General features: G+C 72.3%; 14 protein-coding genes. 10 read left to right on the top strand and 4 right to left on the bottom strand.

Going from position 1 to position 16,354, the window contains the following annotated elements; genetic code table 11:
- Positions 1-60 precede the first annotated feature (60 nt).
- The 4 genes from ACIREI_RS05495 to ACIREI_RS05480 all read left to right on the top strand — a co-directional run bounded on the left by ACIREI_RS05495 (position 61) and on the right by ACIREI_RS05480 (position 5,962).
- Complete coding sequence (locus ACIREI_RS05495; protein WP_403327613.1) at positions 61-1,581, top strand: esterase/lipase family protein; 1,521 nt, start codon at positions 61-63, stop codon at positions 1,579-1,581.
- A gap of 59 nt (positions 1,582-1,640) precedes the next feature.
- The gene (locus ACIREI_RS05490; RefSeq protein WP_403327611.1) at positions 1,641-2,348 is read left to right on the top strand and encodes a response regulator transcription factor; all 708 of its coding nucleotides are present in this window, start codon (positions 1,641-1,643) and stop codon (positions 2,346-2,348) included.
- A 135-nt stretch (positions 2,349-2,483) separates the two neighbouring features.
- On the top strand, positions 2,484-4,274 hold the full coding sequence (locus tag ACIREI_RS05485; RefSeq protein ID WP_403327609.1) for a flavin-containing monooxygenase: 1,791 nt from the start codon (positions 2,484-2,486) through the stop codon (positions 4,272-4,274).
- 8 nt (positions 4,275-4,282) lie between these two features.
- Positions 4,283-5,962: a hypothetical protein gene (locus ACIREI_RS05480; protein ID WP_403327607.1), complete on the top strand. Its 1,680-nt coding sequence runs from the start codon at positions 4,283-4,285 to the stop codon at positions 5,960-5,962.
- Here the strand turns inward: ACIREI_RS05480 and ACIREI_RS05475 are convergent.
- Both ACIREI_RS05475 and ACIREI_RS05470 read right to left on the bottom strand, forming a co-directional pair.
- Positions 5,959-6,333 (bottom strand): MazG-like family protein, encoded by a 375-nt coding sequence (locus ACIREI_RS05475; RefSeq protein WP_403327605.1) that lies wholly within the window; start codon positions 6,331-6,333, stop codon positions 5,959-5,961. The two genes, ACIREI_RS05480 and ACIREI_RS05475, sit on opposite strands and share 4 nt — an antisense overlap.
- Before the next feature lie 218 nt (positions 6,334-6,551).
- Positions 6,552-7,118 (bottom strand): DoxX family membrane protein, encoded by a 567-nt coding sequence (locus ACIREI_RS05470; RefSeq protein ID WP_403327603.1) that lies wholly within the window; start codon positions 7,116-7,118, stop codon positions 6,552-6,554.
- A gap of 133 nt (positions 7,119-7,251) precedes the next feature.
- Between ACIREI_RS05470 and ACIREI_RS05465 the strand changes: the two genes are divergently transcribed.
- Together ACIREI_RS05465 and ACIREI_RS05460 are read left to right on the top strand one after the other, a co-directional pair.
- Positions 7,252-7,578 carry a nuclear transport factor 2 family protein gene (locus tag ACIREI_RS05465; RefSeq protein WP_403327601.1) on the top strand — a complete coding sequence of 109 codons (327 nt, stop codon included), beginning with the start codon at positions 7,252-7,254 and terminating at the stop codon, positions 7,576-7,578.
- 66 nt (positions 7,579-7,644) lie between these two features.
- Positions 7,645-8,631, top strand: coding sequence for an aldo/keto reductase (locus ACIREI_RS05460; RefSeq protein ID WP_403327599.1), 987 nt, complete (start codon positions 7,645-7,647; stop codon positions 8,629-8,631).
- Between the two features lie 264 nt (positions 8,632-8,895).
- On the opposite strand, the gene ACIREI_RS05455 is transcribed toward ACIREI_RS05460, so the two are convergent.
- The gene (locus ACIREI_RS05455) at positions 8,896-9,672 is read right to left on the bottom strand and encodes an SDR family oxidoreductase (protein WP_403327597.1); all 777 of its coding nucleotides are present in this window, start codon (positions 9,670-9,672) and stop codon (positions 8,896-8,898) included.
- A 134-nt stretch (positions 9,673-9,806) separates the two neighbouring features.
- Between ACIREI_RS05455 and ACIREI_RS05450 the strand changes: the two genes are divergently transcribed.
- A complete protein-coding gene (locus ACIREI_RS05450) occupies positions 9,807-11,447 on the top strand; it encodes an alkaline phosphatase D family protein (protein ID WP_403327595.1) in 1,641 nt (546 codons plus the stop codon).
- Here the strand turns inward: ACIREI_RS05450 and ACIREI_RS05445 are convergent.
- Positions 11,434-12,477 carry a Gfo/Idh/MocA family protein gene (locus tag ACIREI_RS05445; protein ID WP_403327593.1) on the bottom strand — a complete coding sequence of 348 codons (1,044 nt, stop codon included), beginning with the start codon at positions 12,475-12,477 and terminating at the stop codon, positions 11,434-11,436. The genes ACIREI_RS05450 and ACIREI_RS05445 overlap by 14 nt on opposite strands.
- An 88-nt stretch (positions 12,478-12,565) precedes the next feature.
- On the opposite strand from ACIREI_RS05445, the gene ACIREI_RS05440 reads away from it, so the two are divergent.
- The 3 genes from ACIREI_RS05440 (at position 12,566) to ACIREI_RS05430 (ending at position 16,273) form a co-directional block, all read left to right on the top strand.
- A complete protein-coding gene (locus tag ACIREI_RS05440) occupies positions 12,566-13,897 on the top strand; it encodes a multidrug effflux MFS transporter (protein WP_403327592.1) in 1,332 nt (443 codons plus the stop codon).
- Complete coding sequence (locus ACIREI_RS05435; protein ID WP_403327590.1) at positions 13,849-15,024, top strand: serine hydrolase domain-containing protein; 1,176 nt, start codon at positions 13,849-13,851, stop codon at positions 15,022-15,024. Before ACIREI_RS05440 ends, ACIREI_RS05435 begins: the two co-directional genes overlap by 49 nt.
- 253 nt (positions 15,025-15,277) lie before the next feature.
- A complete protein-coding gene (locus tag ACIREI_RS05430; protein ID WP_403327588.1) occupies positions 15,278-16,273 on the top strand; it encodes a small ribosomal subunit Rsm22 family protein in 996 nt (331 codons plus the stop codon).
- Positions 16,274-16,354 lie beyond the last annotated feature (81 nt).

Genomic DNA, 16,354 nt, shown 5'->3' with positions numbered 1-16,354 from the left:
TCGGCCTACCACCGGAGGCCGGACTCCCGCGCTTGCCCTACTCAGGAGGAATGGACCGCCGTGCTCTGGAGGCAAGACGTGGACGACACCCGCAAACTGCCCCTCGTCTACGTCCGTGGCTTCGCCGGCGGGACCCGAGGGATCGACAAGGCCGTGGACGACCCCTTCTACGGCTTCAACGAGGGCTCCGTGCACGTCCGCGTGGGCGCGGACAACCAGCCGCGCTTCCACCAGTTCGAGAGCCCGCTGCTGCGCCTGCTGCGGGAGGAGGGCTACGAACTGCTCGTGAAGGGGGACCAGGAGGTCTATCTCGCCGACCACGCGGAGGTCCCCGCCCGGACCATCTGGATCCACCGCTTCTACGACCGCTCGGCGACCACCTGGGGCGGCAGCCCGCAGGAGTACCGGCTGGAGCACGCCGCCGCCGACCTGCTGGACCTCGTCGACCGGCTGCGCGAGAAGACCGGCGCGCCCGCCGTGATCCTCGTGGCCCACTCCATGGGCGGACTGATCTGCCGCTGCCTGCTGCAGAAGATCCTGCCGGACCGGGGCCGCGCCGCCACCGACTGCGTCGCCAAGCTCTTCACCTACGGCACCCCGCACGGCGGCATCACCTTCGACGTCGGCGGCGGATGGGTGGAGCGGATCCGGGACACGCTCGGCATCCAGGGCGCCGACATCTTCGGCCCCCGGCGGATGTACGAATACCTCACCCCGCGGGCCGACCTGGACCCCGACGGCCCGCCCGCCGACTGGGACGCCCGCGTGATGCCCACGGGGCCGGGGACGCTTCCCGTCGAGCGGGTCTTCTGCCTGGTGGGGACCAACCCGGCGGACTACGACGTCGCCCTCGGGCTGTCCTCCGCCGCCGTCGGGCCGCACAGCGACGGGCTCGTGCAGATCGAGCGGGCGTATGTGCCCGGCGCGCAACGGGCCTTCGTGCACCGCAGCCACAGCGGGCGCTACGGCATGGTCAACTCCGAGGAGGGCTACCAGAACCTGCGGCGGTTCCTGTTCGGCGACACCCGGATCGAGGCGTCGCTGGTCGACTACCGGCTGTCCGGCGACGAGGACGTCGTATGGCAGGCCGAGGCCTGGCTGTCGGTGCGCGGGCTGCCCGTGGTGATGCACGAGCGGCTCGCCGCCCACTGGTGCCCGATCCAGCTCGACACGGCCCAGGACGGGCAGGAGGCGTCGGTGCCGCTGGCGACGACCTTCCTCAACAGCGGGCTGCGCAGGTCGGCGGACGAGCCGATGCGGTTCATCCTCCACCTGCGGCTCCTCTCCCTGCGGGAGCGGCACGGCATCCTCCGGTTCGGCGACCACGTGGAGCAGTCCGCCGACTTCGCCGACAGCCTCGTCATCGACGTCGGCACACCGGAGGCCGGCCCCGGTATCTGGGCCGCCTGGAACTCGGACATCGAGGGCGCCATCCGCGACCACCGCACCGCCGGAGAGCCGCGGATCGACGAGGACCCCACCCCCGGCCGCTGGGTCGCGCACATCGAACTGCCCACCACCGCCGCACCACTCGTCGGCCGTGACGCGCGGATCCGGCTCGTGGCCACGCCCTGGACCTGACGCGGCGAGGGGGCGTCCGCGCCTCCTCGCCGCAGGCAACCCGCAGGTAAAGTGGCCGTATGCCGAAGCCGCCGTCGACCGACGCGGTACCGGATGTCCTGCTCGTCGCCGGTGATCCCCGTACCTCCGAGCCGCTGTCGGCGATGCTGGAGCTCGCCGGTTACCGGACCGTCGCGGTGGACCGCGCCACCGAGGCCACCGTCCGGCTCACCGAGCGCCGGTTCGATCTGGTCATCCTCGATGTCACCCTGCCGGACACCGAGTCGCTCAGGCACAGTCGCCGTCTCCTCGCCCCCGACCGCCCGGCCGTCCTGCTGGTCACGGGGAGCGGGGAGTTCCTGGGCAGTCTCCCCGGCGGCGGCCCCGGCGCCGACGGCCAAGGGGGCGGCGCGGCATCGGGCCGAGTCGCCGAAGTCCTCGCCCGCGCACGGCAGTTGGTGCGGCACGCGGAGCCCGCCGGATGGGACGGCGCACTGCGCTACGGCGACCTCCTGCTGGACCACGCCACCCGCCGGGCACGGCGCGGTGAGCGCACCATCGAGCTCACGCCCGCCGAGTACCGCCTGCTGCGCTGCCTGCTGGTGAACGCCGAACGCGTGCTGTCCAAGGAGCAGATCGGGCGGCACGTCTGGGACGACCCGCCCACCGACGGCGCGATCGAGCGGCTCGTCTCACGGCTGCGCCGCAAGGTGAACGGCGAACAGGCGGCGCTGATCCACACCCGGCGGGGCTTCGGCTACTGGCTGGGCCGGGCGACACGGCCGTAAATATGGCCTGGGTCACACAGGCCGCATGTCCGGGATATGTCTGGGAGCTGTCAGCCCGGTTCGCTTGACTGGGCCCCCGACTTCCCCTGTCCCGGCCCTCCCCCGGCCGGCCCCACGACCGAGGAGAGCACGCCCATGGACCTGGACTTCGACCCCGAAGCCCTGCGCGCCAAGTACCGCGCCGAGCGCGACCGCCGGATCCGCCCCGACGGCGGCGCCCAGTACCGGCACCTCGCCGCCGCGTCCGGCGTCGACGACCAAGACCCGTACGCCGACCGGGAGTTCACGAGAGAGCCGCTGTACGACCGGGTCGAGGCCGTGGTCGTGGGCGGCGGCTTCGGCGGGCTGCTCGCCGGGGCGCGGCTGCGGCAGGCCGGTGTCCAGGAGATCCGGGTCATCGAGCAGGGTGGGGACTTCGGCGGCACCTGGTACTGGAACCGGTACCCGGGCATCCACTGCGACATCGAGTCCTACATCTACCTGCCGCTGCTCGAAGAGCTCGGCTACGTCCCGGAGTGGAAGTACGCGCCGGGCGAGGAGATCCGGCAGCACGCCCGGGCCATCGCCCGGCACTTCGGCCTCTACGACCACGCCTGTTTCCAGACCGGGGTCACCGAACTCCGCTGGGACGAGGGCGAGTCGGAGTGGATCGTCCGCACCGACCGCGGCGACGAGACGCGGGCCCGGTACGTCGTCGTCTCCAGCGGCACCCTCAGCCAGGCCAAACTCCCCGGCATCCCCGGCATCGAGACCTTCCGCGGGCACACCTTCCACACCAGCCGCTGGGACTACGCCTACACCGGCGGCGACGCGACCGGCGGCCTGACCGGCCTCGCCGACAAGCGCGTCGCCCTCATCGGCACCGGCGCCACCGCCATCCAGGTCCTGCCGCACCTCGGGGAGGACGCGGCGCGGGTGTACGTCTTCCAGCGCACCCCGTCCTCCGTCGACGTACGCGGCAACCGGCCCACCGACCCCGAGTGGGCGAAGTCGCTGAAGCCGGGGTGGCAGCGGCAGCGCATGGAGAACTTCCTCAAGGTGGTCACCGGCGTCCGGGTGGACGAGGACCTGGTCAACGACGCCTGGACGTCCAGCGCCCGGCTCCAGGAGAAACTCATCCCGACCAACGCCTACGCGGACGTCCCGGCCGAGGAGCGCGAACTCGCCTACGAGATCGCCGACTTCCAGAAGATGAACGAGCTGCGCACCCGTGTCGAGACGATCGTCGAGGACCCGGCGACCGCCGAGAAGCTCAAGCCCTGGTACCGCTACATGTGCAAGCGGCCCACGTTCAGCGACAGCTACCTGCAGACCTTCAACCGGCCCCACGTCACCCTCGTCGACACCGCCGACACCCACGGCGTCGAGCGGATCACCGAGAACGCCGTCGTGGTGGGCGGTGTGGAGTACGAGGTCGACTGCATCATCTTCGCGACCGGCTTCGACGTCGGCAGGTCGGGCGTACTGTCCGGGAAGCTCCCGGTGTACGGGCGGGGCGGCGCCGGGCTGCTGGAGACCTGGATGACCAAGGGCCTCAAGACGCTGCACGGGTTCACCACCCGCGGCTTCCCCAACCTCTTCCTGCTCGGCTCCATGCAGAACGCCGCCGCCGTCAACTTCGTCCACATCCTCGACGAACAGGCCACGCACGTCGCCGAGGTCGTCGCCGAGGCGCGGGGGCGGCGGGCGCGGTACGTCGAGCCGACCGCCGAGGCCCAGGACGCCTGGGTGGCGACGATCCGTCAGAAGGCGGCCGACCTCTACAGGTTCCAGGCCGAGTGCACCCCCGGCTACTACAACAACGAGGGCAGCCCGAGGGAGCGCAGCGAGTCGTACGGCGACGGGCCGGTCGCCTTCCACGAGCTGCTGCGGCGCTGGCGGTCCGAAGGCGGCATGCGCGAGGTGCTGGTGGAGAGCGAGGGGTGAACGCTGCCATGGAACCGAGAGAACCGAGAGAACCGCGCGAATCGAGCGAGCCGAGCAGGTACGACGCGACGGGCTATCGCCGTGTCTCCAGCGCCCGTTGGGCGTTCGAGCGGCTCAACCCGCCCAGTCGGCTGTGGGGTTCCAACGGCGTCGCGTTCGGTCCCGACGGGCGGCTCTACGTCGCCCAGTTCCTCGCCGGGCAGATCAGCGCCGTCGACCCGGCGACCGGGGACGTCGAGGTGGTCGTACCGATGGACAGCCCCGTGCAGTCGCCGGACGACCTCGCCTTCGGGGCGGACGGCTCGATGTACATCGCCGACCTGGTGCCGGGGCGGGTGTGGCGCCGCAGCCCGGAGGGGACGTACACGCTCGTCTCGGGCGACGTCGACAACCCCAACGGCATCACCTGCATCGGCGACCGGCTGTTCGTGAACGAGATGAAGCCCGACGGCCGCCTGCTGGAGCTCTTCCCCGACGGGCGCGGGAGCCGTGACCCCGTGGTCCTCACCACCGGCCTCGCCCTCGGCAACGCGATGCAGCGCGGCCCGGACGGCCACCTCTACTACCCGCACATGATGAGCGGCGAGAACCCCATGCTCACCGGCCAGGTCTGGCGGATCCCGCCGGACGGGGGCACGCCCGAGGTGGTCGCGGACGACGTCCATCAGCCGGTCGCCGTGCGGTTCGACCAGGGCGGGGTGCTGCATGTGCTGTCCCGGGGCCCGGAGGGCATCGTCACCCGTATCGACCTGCACGGCAGCGGCTCGCGGACCCTGGTCACCAGCGGCGTCGTAGGGCTCGACAACGCGGCCTTCGACGCCGAGAACCGCATGTTCGTCTCCAGCTACTCCAGCGGCGGCGTCACCGAGATGCACCCCGACGGCCGCACCCGCGAGATCGTGCCGCGCGGCCTCGACGGACCCTACGGCGTGACCATCGACCTGGGCGGCAGGGTGTACGCCGCCGACCACTACCGCGTCGCACGCCCCGAACCCTCACCGGAGGGCGGCGTCACCACGCACTCCTTGCTGCACTTCGCGCACGGCATCATGTCCGACGGCGAACTCCTGCACCTCACCTCGCAGTTCGGGCAGGTCCAGACGTACGACCCGGAGACCGGGACCGCGCGGGTACGGGCCGGTGGACTGCGGCGGCCGCTCGGCATCACGGTCGCGCCGGACGGCTCGCTGGTCGTCGCCGAGTCGGACGCGGGGCGCGTCGTGGCCGTCGACGAGGCAGATGCTGTCACCGTGCTCGCGGACGGGCTGGACCGGCCCGTGGACGTGGCCTTCGACGCCGAGGGCCGCTGCTACGTCAGCGACGAGCGGCTCGGCGCGGTGCTGCGGATCGAGGCGGACGGGCCGCCGACGGTCGTCGTGGACGGGCTCGACGCGCCGCAGGGGCTCGCGGTCCTGGGCGACGACCTGTTCACGGTGGAGACCGGCCGGCGCCGGCTGCGGGCGGTGTCCCTGACGACGGGGGAGCGCCGCGTCGACGCCGAGGACCTGCCCGTCGGACCGCCGCCCGGGGTCGTACCGCGTACGGAGCCCGCCCTCTTCGCGAACGGCATGCCGGGCATGGCCCGCCGGTTCGCGGGACTGTCGGCCGGACCGGACGGTTCGCTGCTGCTGTCGGCGAACGGGGAGGGGACGGTGCTCAGGCTCGAGCCCCGCTACGACAGGACCTAGGACGCGGAACCCAGCGAGCGCTCCTTCACCCGGGCCAGATGCCGGGTGAAGACCTCGCGGGTGTCGGGGGTCAGGGTGCGCAAGGCCACCAACGCGGTGATCGCCACGTCGCAGAGCTCGCCCTGCACGTCCTCCCACGTGTGGGTGACGCCCTTGCGCGGGTTCTGACCGGTCGCCCCGATCACCGCCTCGGCGACCTCGCCGACCTCCTCCGACAGCTTCAGCATGCGCAGCAGCATGCCCTCCTTGCCGCCGTCCGGCCGGTCGGTGTCGAGCCAGGTCCACAGGTCGTCGATGGACGCCCAAAGGTCGGCGGTGGCACCGGCGGCGGTTTCGGCGAAGGCGTCGGAGGGGGCGGCCTGATCAGTCATGCGGGCAGCTTGGCACAGCGGCATCCACCTCGATGGGCCGGGAAAGTCTGTTGCGCGGGACAGCCCGCCGACCTCGCCGTGCCGGCCGACCGGGACGAACTGATCGCGTACGGGCCCCTGCTGTCCGACGACGGCGCCGCCTGGCTGGGTACGGCCGCACTGCTGCCGACATCGAGGTCCATGACTGGGAGTTCGGCGGTCGGCGGTGAGGAACCCGCCTACTCCCCGAACAGCGCCTCCTGTTCGTCGAAGAGTCCCGCCCCCTCCTCCTTCTCCGCCCTGTCCAGCCTCTTGTTCCGCACCCCCACCACCAGCGCCGTCACCGCGGCCGTCGCCGCCAGTGCCGTAGGAACCATCCAGCCGCGGTCGAGGACATGGCCGAGGGCGTGGTCGAGGGAGAGCCGGCCGGGGCCCGCGATGGCGAGGCCGGTCGCGGCCAGGGCGAGGGTGGCCGCGTACTCGTAGCCGCCCTCCTGGTTGAAGAAGCCGTTGGGGGCGTGCACCGCGGACGCCCCCGCCATCGCACCGGCCGCCGCCGCCCCCGCCCCGGGCGTCGCGAGCCCCAGCGCCAGCAGAGTGCCGCCGCCGGTCTCCGCGAGGCCCGCCGCCGTCGCGCTCGCCTTGCCCGGCCGGTAGCCGACCGACTCCATGAACTGGCCGGTCCCCTCGATGCCGTGCCCGCCGAACCAGCCGAACAGCTTCTGCGTACCGTGCGCGGCCAGCACTCCGCCGGCGCCCAGCCGGAGCAACAGCAGGCCCAGATCACGTCGGTCGTAAGCACTCACAGTGACTCCCGGAGCAGACAGCAGGAACAGGACCCCTCCCGCGTATCCACCGTCGCACCGACGACACCCGGTCGGCCTGCCCGGGCCGCCGTTCGGGTGGCGGGCCGACGGGGCCGGTGTGAGGCTGACCGTCATGACGATTCAGACGTCCAAACTCAGCGACCCCGCCGTCCGCGCCTTCGTCACCGCCGTCAACGCCCACGACCGCGAGGGCTTCCTGAGCATCCTCGCGCCCGGCGCGACCATGGCGGACGACGGCACCGACCGCGACCTCGCCGACTGGATCGACCGGGAGATCTTCTCCTCCAACGGCCACATGGAGGTCGACAACGAGTCCAACCACGGCCGCGACCTCCTCACCCACTACCGCAACGACACCTGGGGCGAGATGCGCACGCGGTGGCACTTCGAGGTCGAGGACGACGGCAGGATCTCCCGTTTCGAGACCGGGCAGGCGTAATCGCCTTCAAGGAGTCCACCCGAGGGCTTGCCTTCGTGCGCACTCCAACCCCTAGCGTCCCCCGTCATGGAGACCATGAGGACTTTGGGACGGACCGGCATCGAGGTGAGCGCTCTCGGCTTCGGCTGCTGGGCCATCGGCGGTGAGTGGCAGGCCGCGGACGGACAGCCCCTCGGCTGGGGCAAGGTGGACGACGACGAGTCGGTACGGGCGATCCGGCGCGCCCTCGACCTCGGCGTCACCTTCTTCGACACCGCGGACACCTACGGCGCCGGCCACAGCGAACGCGTCCTCGGCCGCGCCCTCGGCAAGCACCGCGCCGAGGTCGTCGTCGCCACCAAGTGGGGCAACGTCTTCGACGAGGAGAGCCGCACCCTGACCGGCGCCGACGACAGCGTGGGGTACGCCCGCCGGGCGCTGACCGCTTCGCTCAAGCGCCTGGACACCGACTACGTCGACCTCTACCAGCTGCACCTGTCCGACGCCGACCCGGAGCGCGCCGCCGAACTCCGCGACACCTGCGAGGAGTTCGTGCGCGAGGGGCTCGTCCGCGCCTACGCCTGGAGCACCGACGACCCGTCCCGCGCCGCCGTCTTCGCGCGAGGGGAGCACTGTGCGGCCGTACAGCACATGGCCAATGTGCTGCAGGACGCGCCGGAGATGTTCGCCCTGTGCGCGGAACTGGAGCTGGCCAGCATCAACCGCAGCCCGCTGGCGATGGGCCTGCTGACCGGCAAGCGCAGGACCGGGCAGGCCCTGGAGGCCGGGGACATCCGCAGCCGGCCGCCGCAGTGGCTGCGGGGCTTCGTGGACGGCTCCGGCGCCGACCCGGAGTGGGTCGGGCGCGTCGACGCGCTGAAAGAAATCCTCACCAGCGACGGGCGTACGCTCGGCCAGGGCGCCCTGGCCTGGCTGTGGGCCCGCAGCCCGCACACCGTGCCGATCCCGGGCTTCCGTTCCGTCGCCCAGGCCGAGCAGAACGCGGGCGCGATGGCGAAGGGACCGCTCACCGCGGAGCAGGTGGCCGAGGTCGACCGGATCCTCGGTCGCTGAGCACCCTCACCGTGAGGACTGTGCGGCAGCCGTTCCACGCACCGGTGCGTACCTCGCGGTCCCACGCGAGGTCCACCCCCACCCGGTGATCGTGGAACGGCTGCCGCCTCCCCCCTCGGAGTGGCCTGCGGAAGCCGCGTGCTCCAAATGTGAAGCTCTGGTGCAGGACGGGTTGAGCATATGCCGCCGACCGGCCCTGATGTATCGGAACTTCGGACTCCGCTTGTGCAAGTTGTGGAGGCCGCGGGGAGTCGGGAGGACTTCTCAGCCCCGCCCCACGTACGGCATCGCCGTCGCCAGCACCGTCGCGAACTGCACGTTCGCCTCCAACGGCAGCTCCGCCATGTGCCGCACGGTCCGTGCCACGTCGGCCACGTCCATCACCGGCTCGGGCACCATCGACCCGTCGGCCTGCAGGGCGCCCGTCTGCATGCGGGCGGTCATGTCGGTCGCCGCGTTGCCGATGTCGATCTGGCCGACGGCGATGCCGTACGGCCGCCCGTCCAGCGACAGTGACTTCGTCAGGCCGGTCAGCGCGTGCTTGGTCGCCGTGTAGGCCACCGAGTGCGGACGGGGCGTGTGCGCCGAGATGGACCCGTTGTTGATGATCCGGCCGCCCTGCGGGTCCTGCTCCTTCATCTGCCGGTACGCCGCCTGCGCGCACAGGAACGCCCCGTTGAGGTTGGTGTCCACCACATGCCGCCAGGCGTCGTACGGCAGCTCCTCGACCGGTACTCCGCCCGGCCCGAACGTCCCCGCGTTGTTGAACAGCAGGTCCACCCGCCCGAACCGCTCCACGGTGGCGGCGAACAGCGCGGCCACGTCCTCCTGCCGTGACACGTCCGTCCGTACGGCGAGAGAGGCGCCGCCGGGTGCCAGCCGCGCCGTCTCCTCCAGTGTCTCGACGCGCCGCCCCGCGAGCGCCACCGCCCAGCCCGCGCGCAGCAGTTCCACCGCGACCGCGCGGCCGATGCCGGAGCCCGCCCCGGTCACCACGGCGATCCTCGTGTCCGTCCTCGTCTCCGTTTGCCTGTCGTTCATGGGGTCGCAGCGTACGGGAGGGTCCGCCATTCGGAACTCATCCGTCCGCCATCCGGGTGTTGTGTACGCGCCAAGCGAGTGTCGTCCCCGGCCACTCCAATGCCTCATGCATCCATCAGGCAGGGGAGGACCGGATGACCATCACCAGACACGCGCCCCAGCACGCCCCCGACCTGCGCGCGGCCGCCCGCCACATCGGCCGCCGCAGCTTCCTGACCGTCACCGCCGCGGCCGCCGCGCTCGCCTTCGCGGTGAACCTGCCGGCCGCGGGCGCGGCGAGCGCCGCCGAGCTCGACGCCCGCCGGATCGACGACGACCCCTTCACCCTCGGCGTCGCCTCCGGCGACCCGCGGCCCGGCTCCGTCCTGCTGTGGACCCGCCTGGCCCCCGCCCCGTTCGAGCCCGACGGCGGAATGCCCGCCGAACGGGTCACCGTCCACTGGGAGCTGGCGCACGACGAGAAGTTCAGCCGGATCGCCCGACGCGGCACCGCCTTCGCGCACCCCGAGTTCCACCACACGGTCCACGTCGAGGTCGGCCGACTGGAAGCGGGCCGCGTGTACTACTACCGCTTCCGCACCGGCACCTGGATCAGCGAGACGGGCCGCACCCGCACCGCGCCCGAGACGGCCGGCACGGCGAGCTCGCTGACCCTCGCGGCCGTCTCCTGCCAGGCGTACGCCGACGGCTACTTCACGCCGTACCGCCATCTCGCGCAGGACGACGTGGACGTCGTCTTCCACCTCGGCGACTACCTGTACGAGTACGCGGTCAACTCCGTCGGCGGCTACCGCAACTACACCGACCGCACGCTCCCCGCGCTCTTCAACCGCGAGACGGTGACCCTGGAGGACTACCGCCTGCGTTACGCCCTGTTCAAGTCCGACCCCGACCTCAGGGCCGCGCACGCCGCACACCCCTTCGTCGTCACCTGGGACGACCACGAGACCGAGAACAACTACGCCGACGACACCCCCGAGAACAGCGTCCCGCCGGAGGAGTTCCTGCTGCGCCGGGCCGCCGCCTACCGCGCGTACTGGGAGAACCAGCCCCTGCGCAGCCCCCAGCAGCCCACCGGCTCCGACATGCGGCTCTACCGGCGCCTGCACTGGGGCCGGCTCGCCCAGTTCGACGTACTGGACACCCGGCAGTACCGCTCCAACCAGGCGTACGGCGACGGCGCCCAGATCCCCGGCCCCGACGCCGACGACCCGGCGCGCACGATGACCGGGGCGACGCAGGAGCGGTGGCTGCTCGACGGGTGGCACGCGTCGAAGGCGCTGTGGAACGTCGTACCGCAGCAGGTCACCTTCTCCCAGCGCAAGTTCGACCTCACCGCGCCCTCACGGGTCTCGATGGACGCGTGGGACGGCTACCGCGCCTCCCGGCGCCGCGTGCTGGACGGGGCGAAGGCCGCCGGCATCGAGAACCTGATGGTCCTCACCGGGGACGTGCACGTCGGGTACGGCTTCGACATCAAGGACGACTTCGACGACCCCGACTCCGCCACGCTCGGCACGGAGATCGTGGCCACGTCGGTCGCCAGCGGCCGGGACGGCGTCGACAAGCCCGCCAACTGGGACACGTACATGCAGGCCAACCCGCACATGAAGTTCTACAACGGGCGGCGCGGCTATGTGACCGTCGCGCTGGGGGAGGAACAGGCGCGGGCCGACTTCAAGACGGTGCCGTACGTGACCACGCCCGGGGCGCCGGTCACGACGGCCGCGTCCTTCGTCACGGAGGCCGGGGAGCCGGGGCTCACGCCGGTGTGAGCGCGGCCGTTTCGCCCGTGACGTCCCCCTCGGGGACCTCGCCCGGGTAGCGGACGCCGATGCGGTCCCGGACCGCGTCGAGCGTCCGCATCACCGCGAGCGTGCCGTCGAGCGGGACCAGCGGCGACTCGGTCTCGCCGGCCCGCAGGGCCCGCATCACCTCGGCGGCCTCGTGCCGCAGGCTGCCCCGGGGCCCGTCGGCCGGGTCGGCCGAGAACTCCTCGGGGTCACGGCCGTCGCGGTGCAGGACGAAACGGTCCGGGAAGAAGAAGCCGTTCGGAACGTCGATCCGGCCGCCCGAGCCGGTGACCGACGCGGAGGTCGCCGTACCGCCGACGATGGAACAGTGCACCGAGGCGAGGGCGCCGCTGTCCCAGGAGAGCAGGGCGCCCGTCTGCAGATCGACGCCCTCCGCCGACAGCATCGCGCGCGCCGCCACGTCCGACGGCTCCCCGAGCAGCAGCTGGGCGAAGGAGACCGGGTACACGCCGAGGTCCAGCAGCGCGCCCCCGCCCTGTGCCGGGTCCCGCAGCCGATGCGAGGGCGGGAAGGGGCCGGCCAGCCCGAAGTCGGCCTGGACATGGCGAACTTCACCGATCGCACCGTCGTCCACCAGCGCCTTGAGCCGCCGGACGAGCGGATTGCAGTACATCCACATGGCTTCCATCAGGAAGCTGCCGCGCGCCTTCGCCAGGGCGACCAGTTCCTCGGCCTCCCGCGCGTTCAGCGTGAACGCCTTCTCGCACAGCACGTTGTGCCCGGCCTCCAGGCACAGCCCGGCGGCCGCCCGGTGTGCCGAGTGCGGGGTGGCGACGTACACGACATCGATGTCGCCGTCCTGGGCGAGCGCGTTCCACTCGCCGTACGCCCGCGGTATCCCGAACCGCTCGGCGAACGCGTCAGCCGAGGCCTGGGTCCGCGAGGCCACCGCCACGACCTCCGCGTCCGGTATATCGATCAGATCCGCCGTGAACGCGGCGGCGATCCCGCCGGTCGCCAGGATCCCCCACCGCACACCCTGCTCGGCCATCGCGGCCCCGCCCCTCGCTCATGTGACCCTCGGCACTCCGTACGAGCTGAGAGCATAGAGGGCGGATCACTCGGTGAGGGAGGGGCGCATGGGCGACCGTGGGGGGCGGGCACAGGACGTGCCGCAGTCGGCCATACCGAACACGGGGAACACAGGGAAGACAGGGAAGACAGGGCAGCAGCCCACCGCTACCCGCTCCCTCCGCCGCACCGGCCTCCTCGTCACCCTCGTCCTCGGCGGCCTGACCGCCACGCCCCCGCTGGCGATGGACATGTACCTCCCCGCCCTCCCGGAGGTCACCCGCTCCCTGCACGCGCCCGCCGCGACCGTCCAGCTCACGCTCACCGCCTGCCTGGCCGGTATGGCGCTCGGGCAGCTGGTGGTCGGCCCGATGAGCGACCGATGGGGCCGCAGGCGCCCGCTGCTCGCGGGCCTGGCGGTGTACGTCGTCGCCACCGCACTCTGCGCGCTCGCGCCCACGGTGGAGTTCCTGGTCGCCTTCCGGCTGGCGCAGGGCCTCGCGGGCGCGGCGGCGATAGTGATCGCGCGGGCGGTCGTACGCGACCTCTACGACGGTGTGGCGATGGCCCGCTTCTTCTCGACCCTCATGCTCATCTCGGGCGTCGCCCCGATCGTGGCCCCGCTCATCGGCGGCCAGATCCTGCGCGTGACGGACTGGCGGGGCGTGTTCGTCGTGCTCACGGTCCTCGGGGTGCTGCTCGCCGGGGTCGTCTGGCGCAAGCTCCCCGAGACACTCCCACCGCAGGACCGGCACAGCGGCGGCGTCGGCGAGGCGCTGCGCGCCATGCGGGGCCTGCTCGCCGACGGGGCCTTCGCCGGGTACACGCTGGCGGGCGGCTTCGCCTTCGCCGCCCTCTTCGCCTACATATCGGCGTCGCCCTTCGTGATCCAGGAGATCTACGGGGCCTCGCCGCAGACCTTCAGCCTGCTGTTCGGGCTCAACTCCGTCGGCCTGGTGATCGTCGGCCAGATCAACGGCAAGGTGCTGGTGGGGCGGGTCAGCCTGGACCGGGTGCTGGGCGTGGGCCTGGCGATCGTCATCCTGGCGGCGACGGCGCTGCTGCTGATGTCGCTCGGCGTCTTCGGCGAGGTCTCACTGGCCCCCGTGGCCGCCGCGCTCTTCGTCCTGATGTCGGCGATGGGCGTCACCCTCCCCAACACCCAGGCCCTCGCCCTGCTCCGCACCAAGCAGGCCGCCGGGTCCGCCTCCGCGCTCCTCGGCACCTCCTCCTTCCTCATCGGCGCGATCGCCTCGCCCCTCGTGGGCATCGCGGGGGAGGACACCGCCGTCCCGATGGCGGTCGTCCAACTGGCCGCAGCACTGGTGGCGCTGGCCTGCTTCATGGGAATGTGCCGTCCCTGGAACAAACGTACGGATGCGGAGGGAGCAGAGAACTGAGCGCGCCGAGACTGCGCGGGGACACGCCGGAAAGGGCCGGACTCGACCCCGAGGAGATCCGTCACCTCGTCCGAGAGGTCCACGACCTCACCACCGGCCCGCGCCCCTGGGCAGCCGGGACCGTGCTGGTCGTCGGGCGTGGCCCGTACCTCGCCGTCGAGGAGGCGGCGGGCTGGGCGGTGCGGTACGCCGCCTACGACGAGGAGAAGGACGCCGGGGTGGAACTGCCGCCCGAGGCACAGATCCCGATGACCACGGACACGCCCTTCGACCTGGCCTCCCTCACCAAACTCTTCACCGCCGTCGCCGCCGTGCAGCAGATCGAACGCGGCACGCTCGGCATCGACGCCCGGATCGGGGCGTATCTGCCGGACTTCCGCGGGGCCGCCCGGCACGACGTCACGGTGCGCCAGCTGCTCACCCACACCTCGGGGCTGCGCCCCGAACTCCCGCTGTACGACTGTGCCGACGACGCCGAACGGCTGGAGCGGCTGCGGGCGGAGGTGCCGGTCGGGGTGCCCGGCACGTACTGCTACTCGGACCTGAACCTCCTCCTGCTCCAGCACGCCCTGGAACGCATCACCAGCCGCACGCTCGACGTCCTCATCCACGACGGCATCACACGCCCGCTCGGCATGACGGCGACCCACTTCGGCCCCTGCCCCCGGGCGGCGGCGACCGAGGACCAACGGCGTCCCTGGGCCAAGGCGGACCGGGGGATGCTGCGGGGTGCCGTCCACGACGAGAACGCGTGGGCGCTCGGGGGCGTCGCCGGCCACGCGGGCCTGTTCTCGACCGGCCGCGACCTCGCGGTGTTCTGCCGCGCCCTGCTCTCCGGCGGCGCCTACGGCCCCGCCCGCATCCTCGGCCCCGACTTCGTGGAACTGCTCCTGACCCCGCCCGGGTTGGGCTTCGCGGTCGACCAGCCGTGGTTCATGGGGGAGCTGGCGGGGCGGGGGGCGGCGGGGCACACCGGGTTCACGGGGACGTCGCTGGTGCTGGATCCGGTGACGGACGTGTTCGTGGTGCTGCTGGCGAACACGGTCCATCCACGGAGACGGGCGCCGGACAGCGGGCCTCGGGCGGGGGCGGGGACGCGGGTGGCGCGGGCGGTACGGGAGCTGTAGCGAGACCGGGTTTCTCGCCCCCGCCGCCCCTACCCGTCCCATCCCAGGGGGCTCCGCCCCCTGGACCCCCGCTCCTCAAACGCCGGAGGGGCTGACGTACTCAGCCTGTCCGGCGTTTGAGGACGAGGCCCGTCAGGGCCGACGGCGGGGGTCTGGGGGCGGCAGCCCCCAGGGGACGGGAATGGGTAGGGGCGGCGGGGGCGAGGAAAACTGAGGCCCACCCCGACGCCGCGCACCCCCGTAGAATCACCGGGTGAACGCCCCCGTATCCCCGGCAGACGCCCTCCGCACCAGTCTCGCCACCCTCCTCGACGGCCTCCCGCCCCGCCAGGCCACCCAGGCCGTCGACCGGCTGATCGCCAATTACCGGGGCACCACCCCCACCGACGCCCCCATCCTCCGCGACCGCGCCGACGTAGCCGCCTACGCCGCCTACCGCATGCCCGCCACCTTCGCGGCGGTCCACTCCGCACTGGAGGCGTTCGCCGAGGCAGTACCGGACTGGACCCCCACCAGCCACACCGACGTAGGCGGCGGCACCGGCGCCGCGACCTGGGCGGTCACAGCCACCTGGCCGGGCAGGCGCAGCGTCACCGTGCTCGACTGGGCCGAGCCCGCCCTCGCCATCGGCCGGGAGATCGCCACCGCCAACCCGGCCCTGAAGGACGTCCACTGGCAGCGCACCCGGATCGGCTCCGCGCTCACCCTCGATCCCACCGACCTGGTCACCGTCTCCTACGTCCTCAACGAGCTCACCGCCCACGACCGCACCGCCCTCCTCGACACCGTCGCGTCCGCCGCGCAGACCGTCGTGATCGTCGAACCCGGCACCCCCGACGGCTACACGCGCGTCATCGAGGCCCGCGACCGCCTGATCGCCGCCGGCTTCCACATCGCCGCCCCCTGCCCGCACAGCGCCGCCTGCCCCATCGCCCCCGGCACGGACTGGTGCCACTTCTCGGCCCGGGTCAGCCGTTCCTCCCTGCACCGCCAGATCAAGGGCGGCTCGCTCGCCTACGAGGACGAGAAGTTCAGCTACGTCGCCGCCACCCGCCTCCCGGTCACCCCGGCCCCGGCCCGCGTCGTACGCAAACCCCAGATCCGCAAGGGCCAGGTACTCCTCGACCTGTGCGAAACCGAGCCCTCCCTACGCCGCACCACGGTCACCAAACGCCACGGCGACCTCTACAAGACGGCCCGCGACACAACCTGGGGCGACACCTGGCCCCCGGCGGCACCAAGCCGGTAACGCGTCCACATCCCCAGCCCAGGCGTTCGAGGACGGGGCCGCACAGCCATTCCGGCCCGTCCGGCGTTTGAGGACGAGCCC

Origin of the sequence: Streptomyces sp. NPDC093591 (genome assembly GCF_044764885.1) — a bacterium.
Classification (GTDB): Bacteria; Actinomycetota; Actinomycetes; order Streptomycetales; family Streptomycetaceae; genus Streptomyces.
This window is presented reverse-complemented; position numbering and strand designations above follow the sequence as displayed.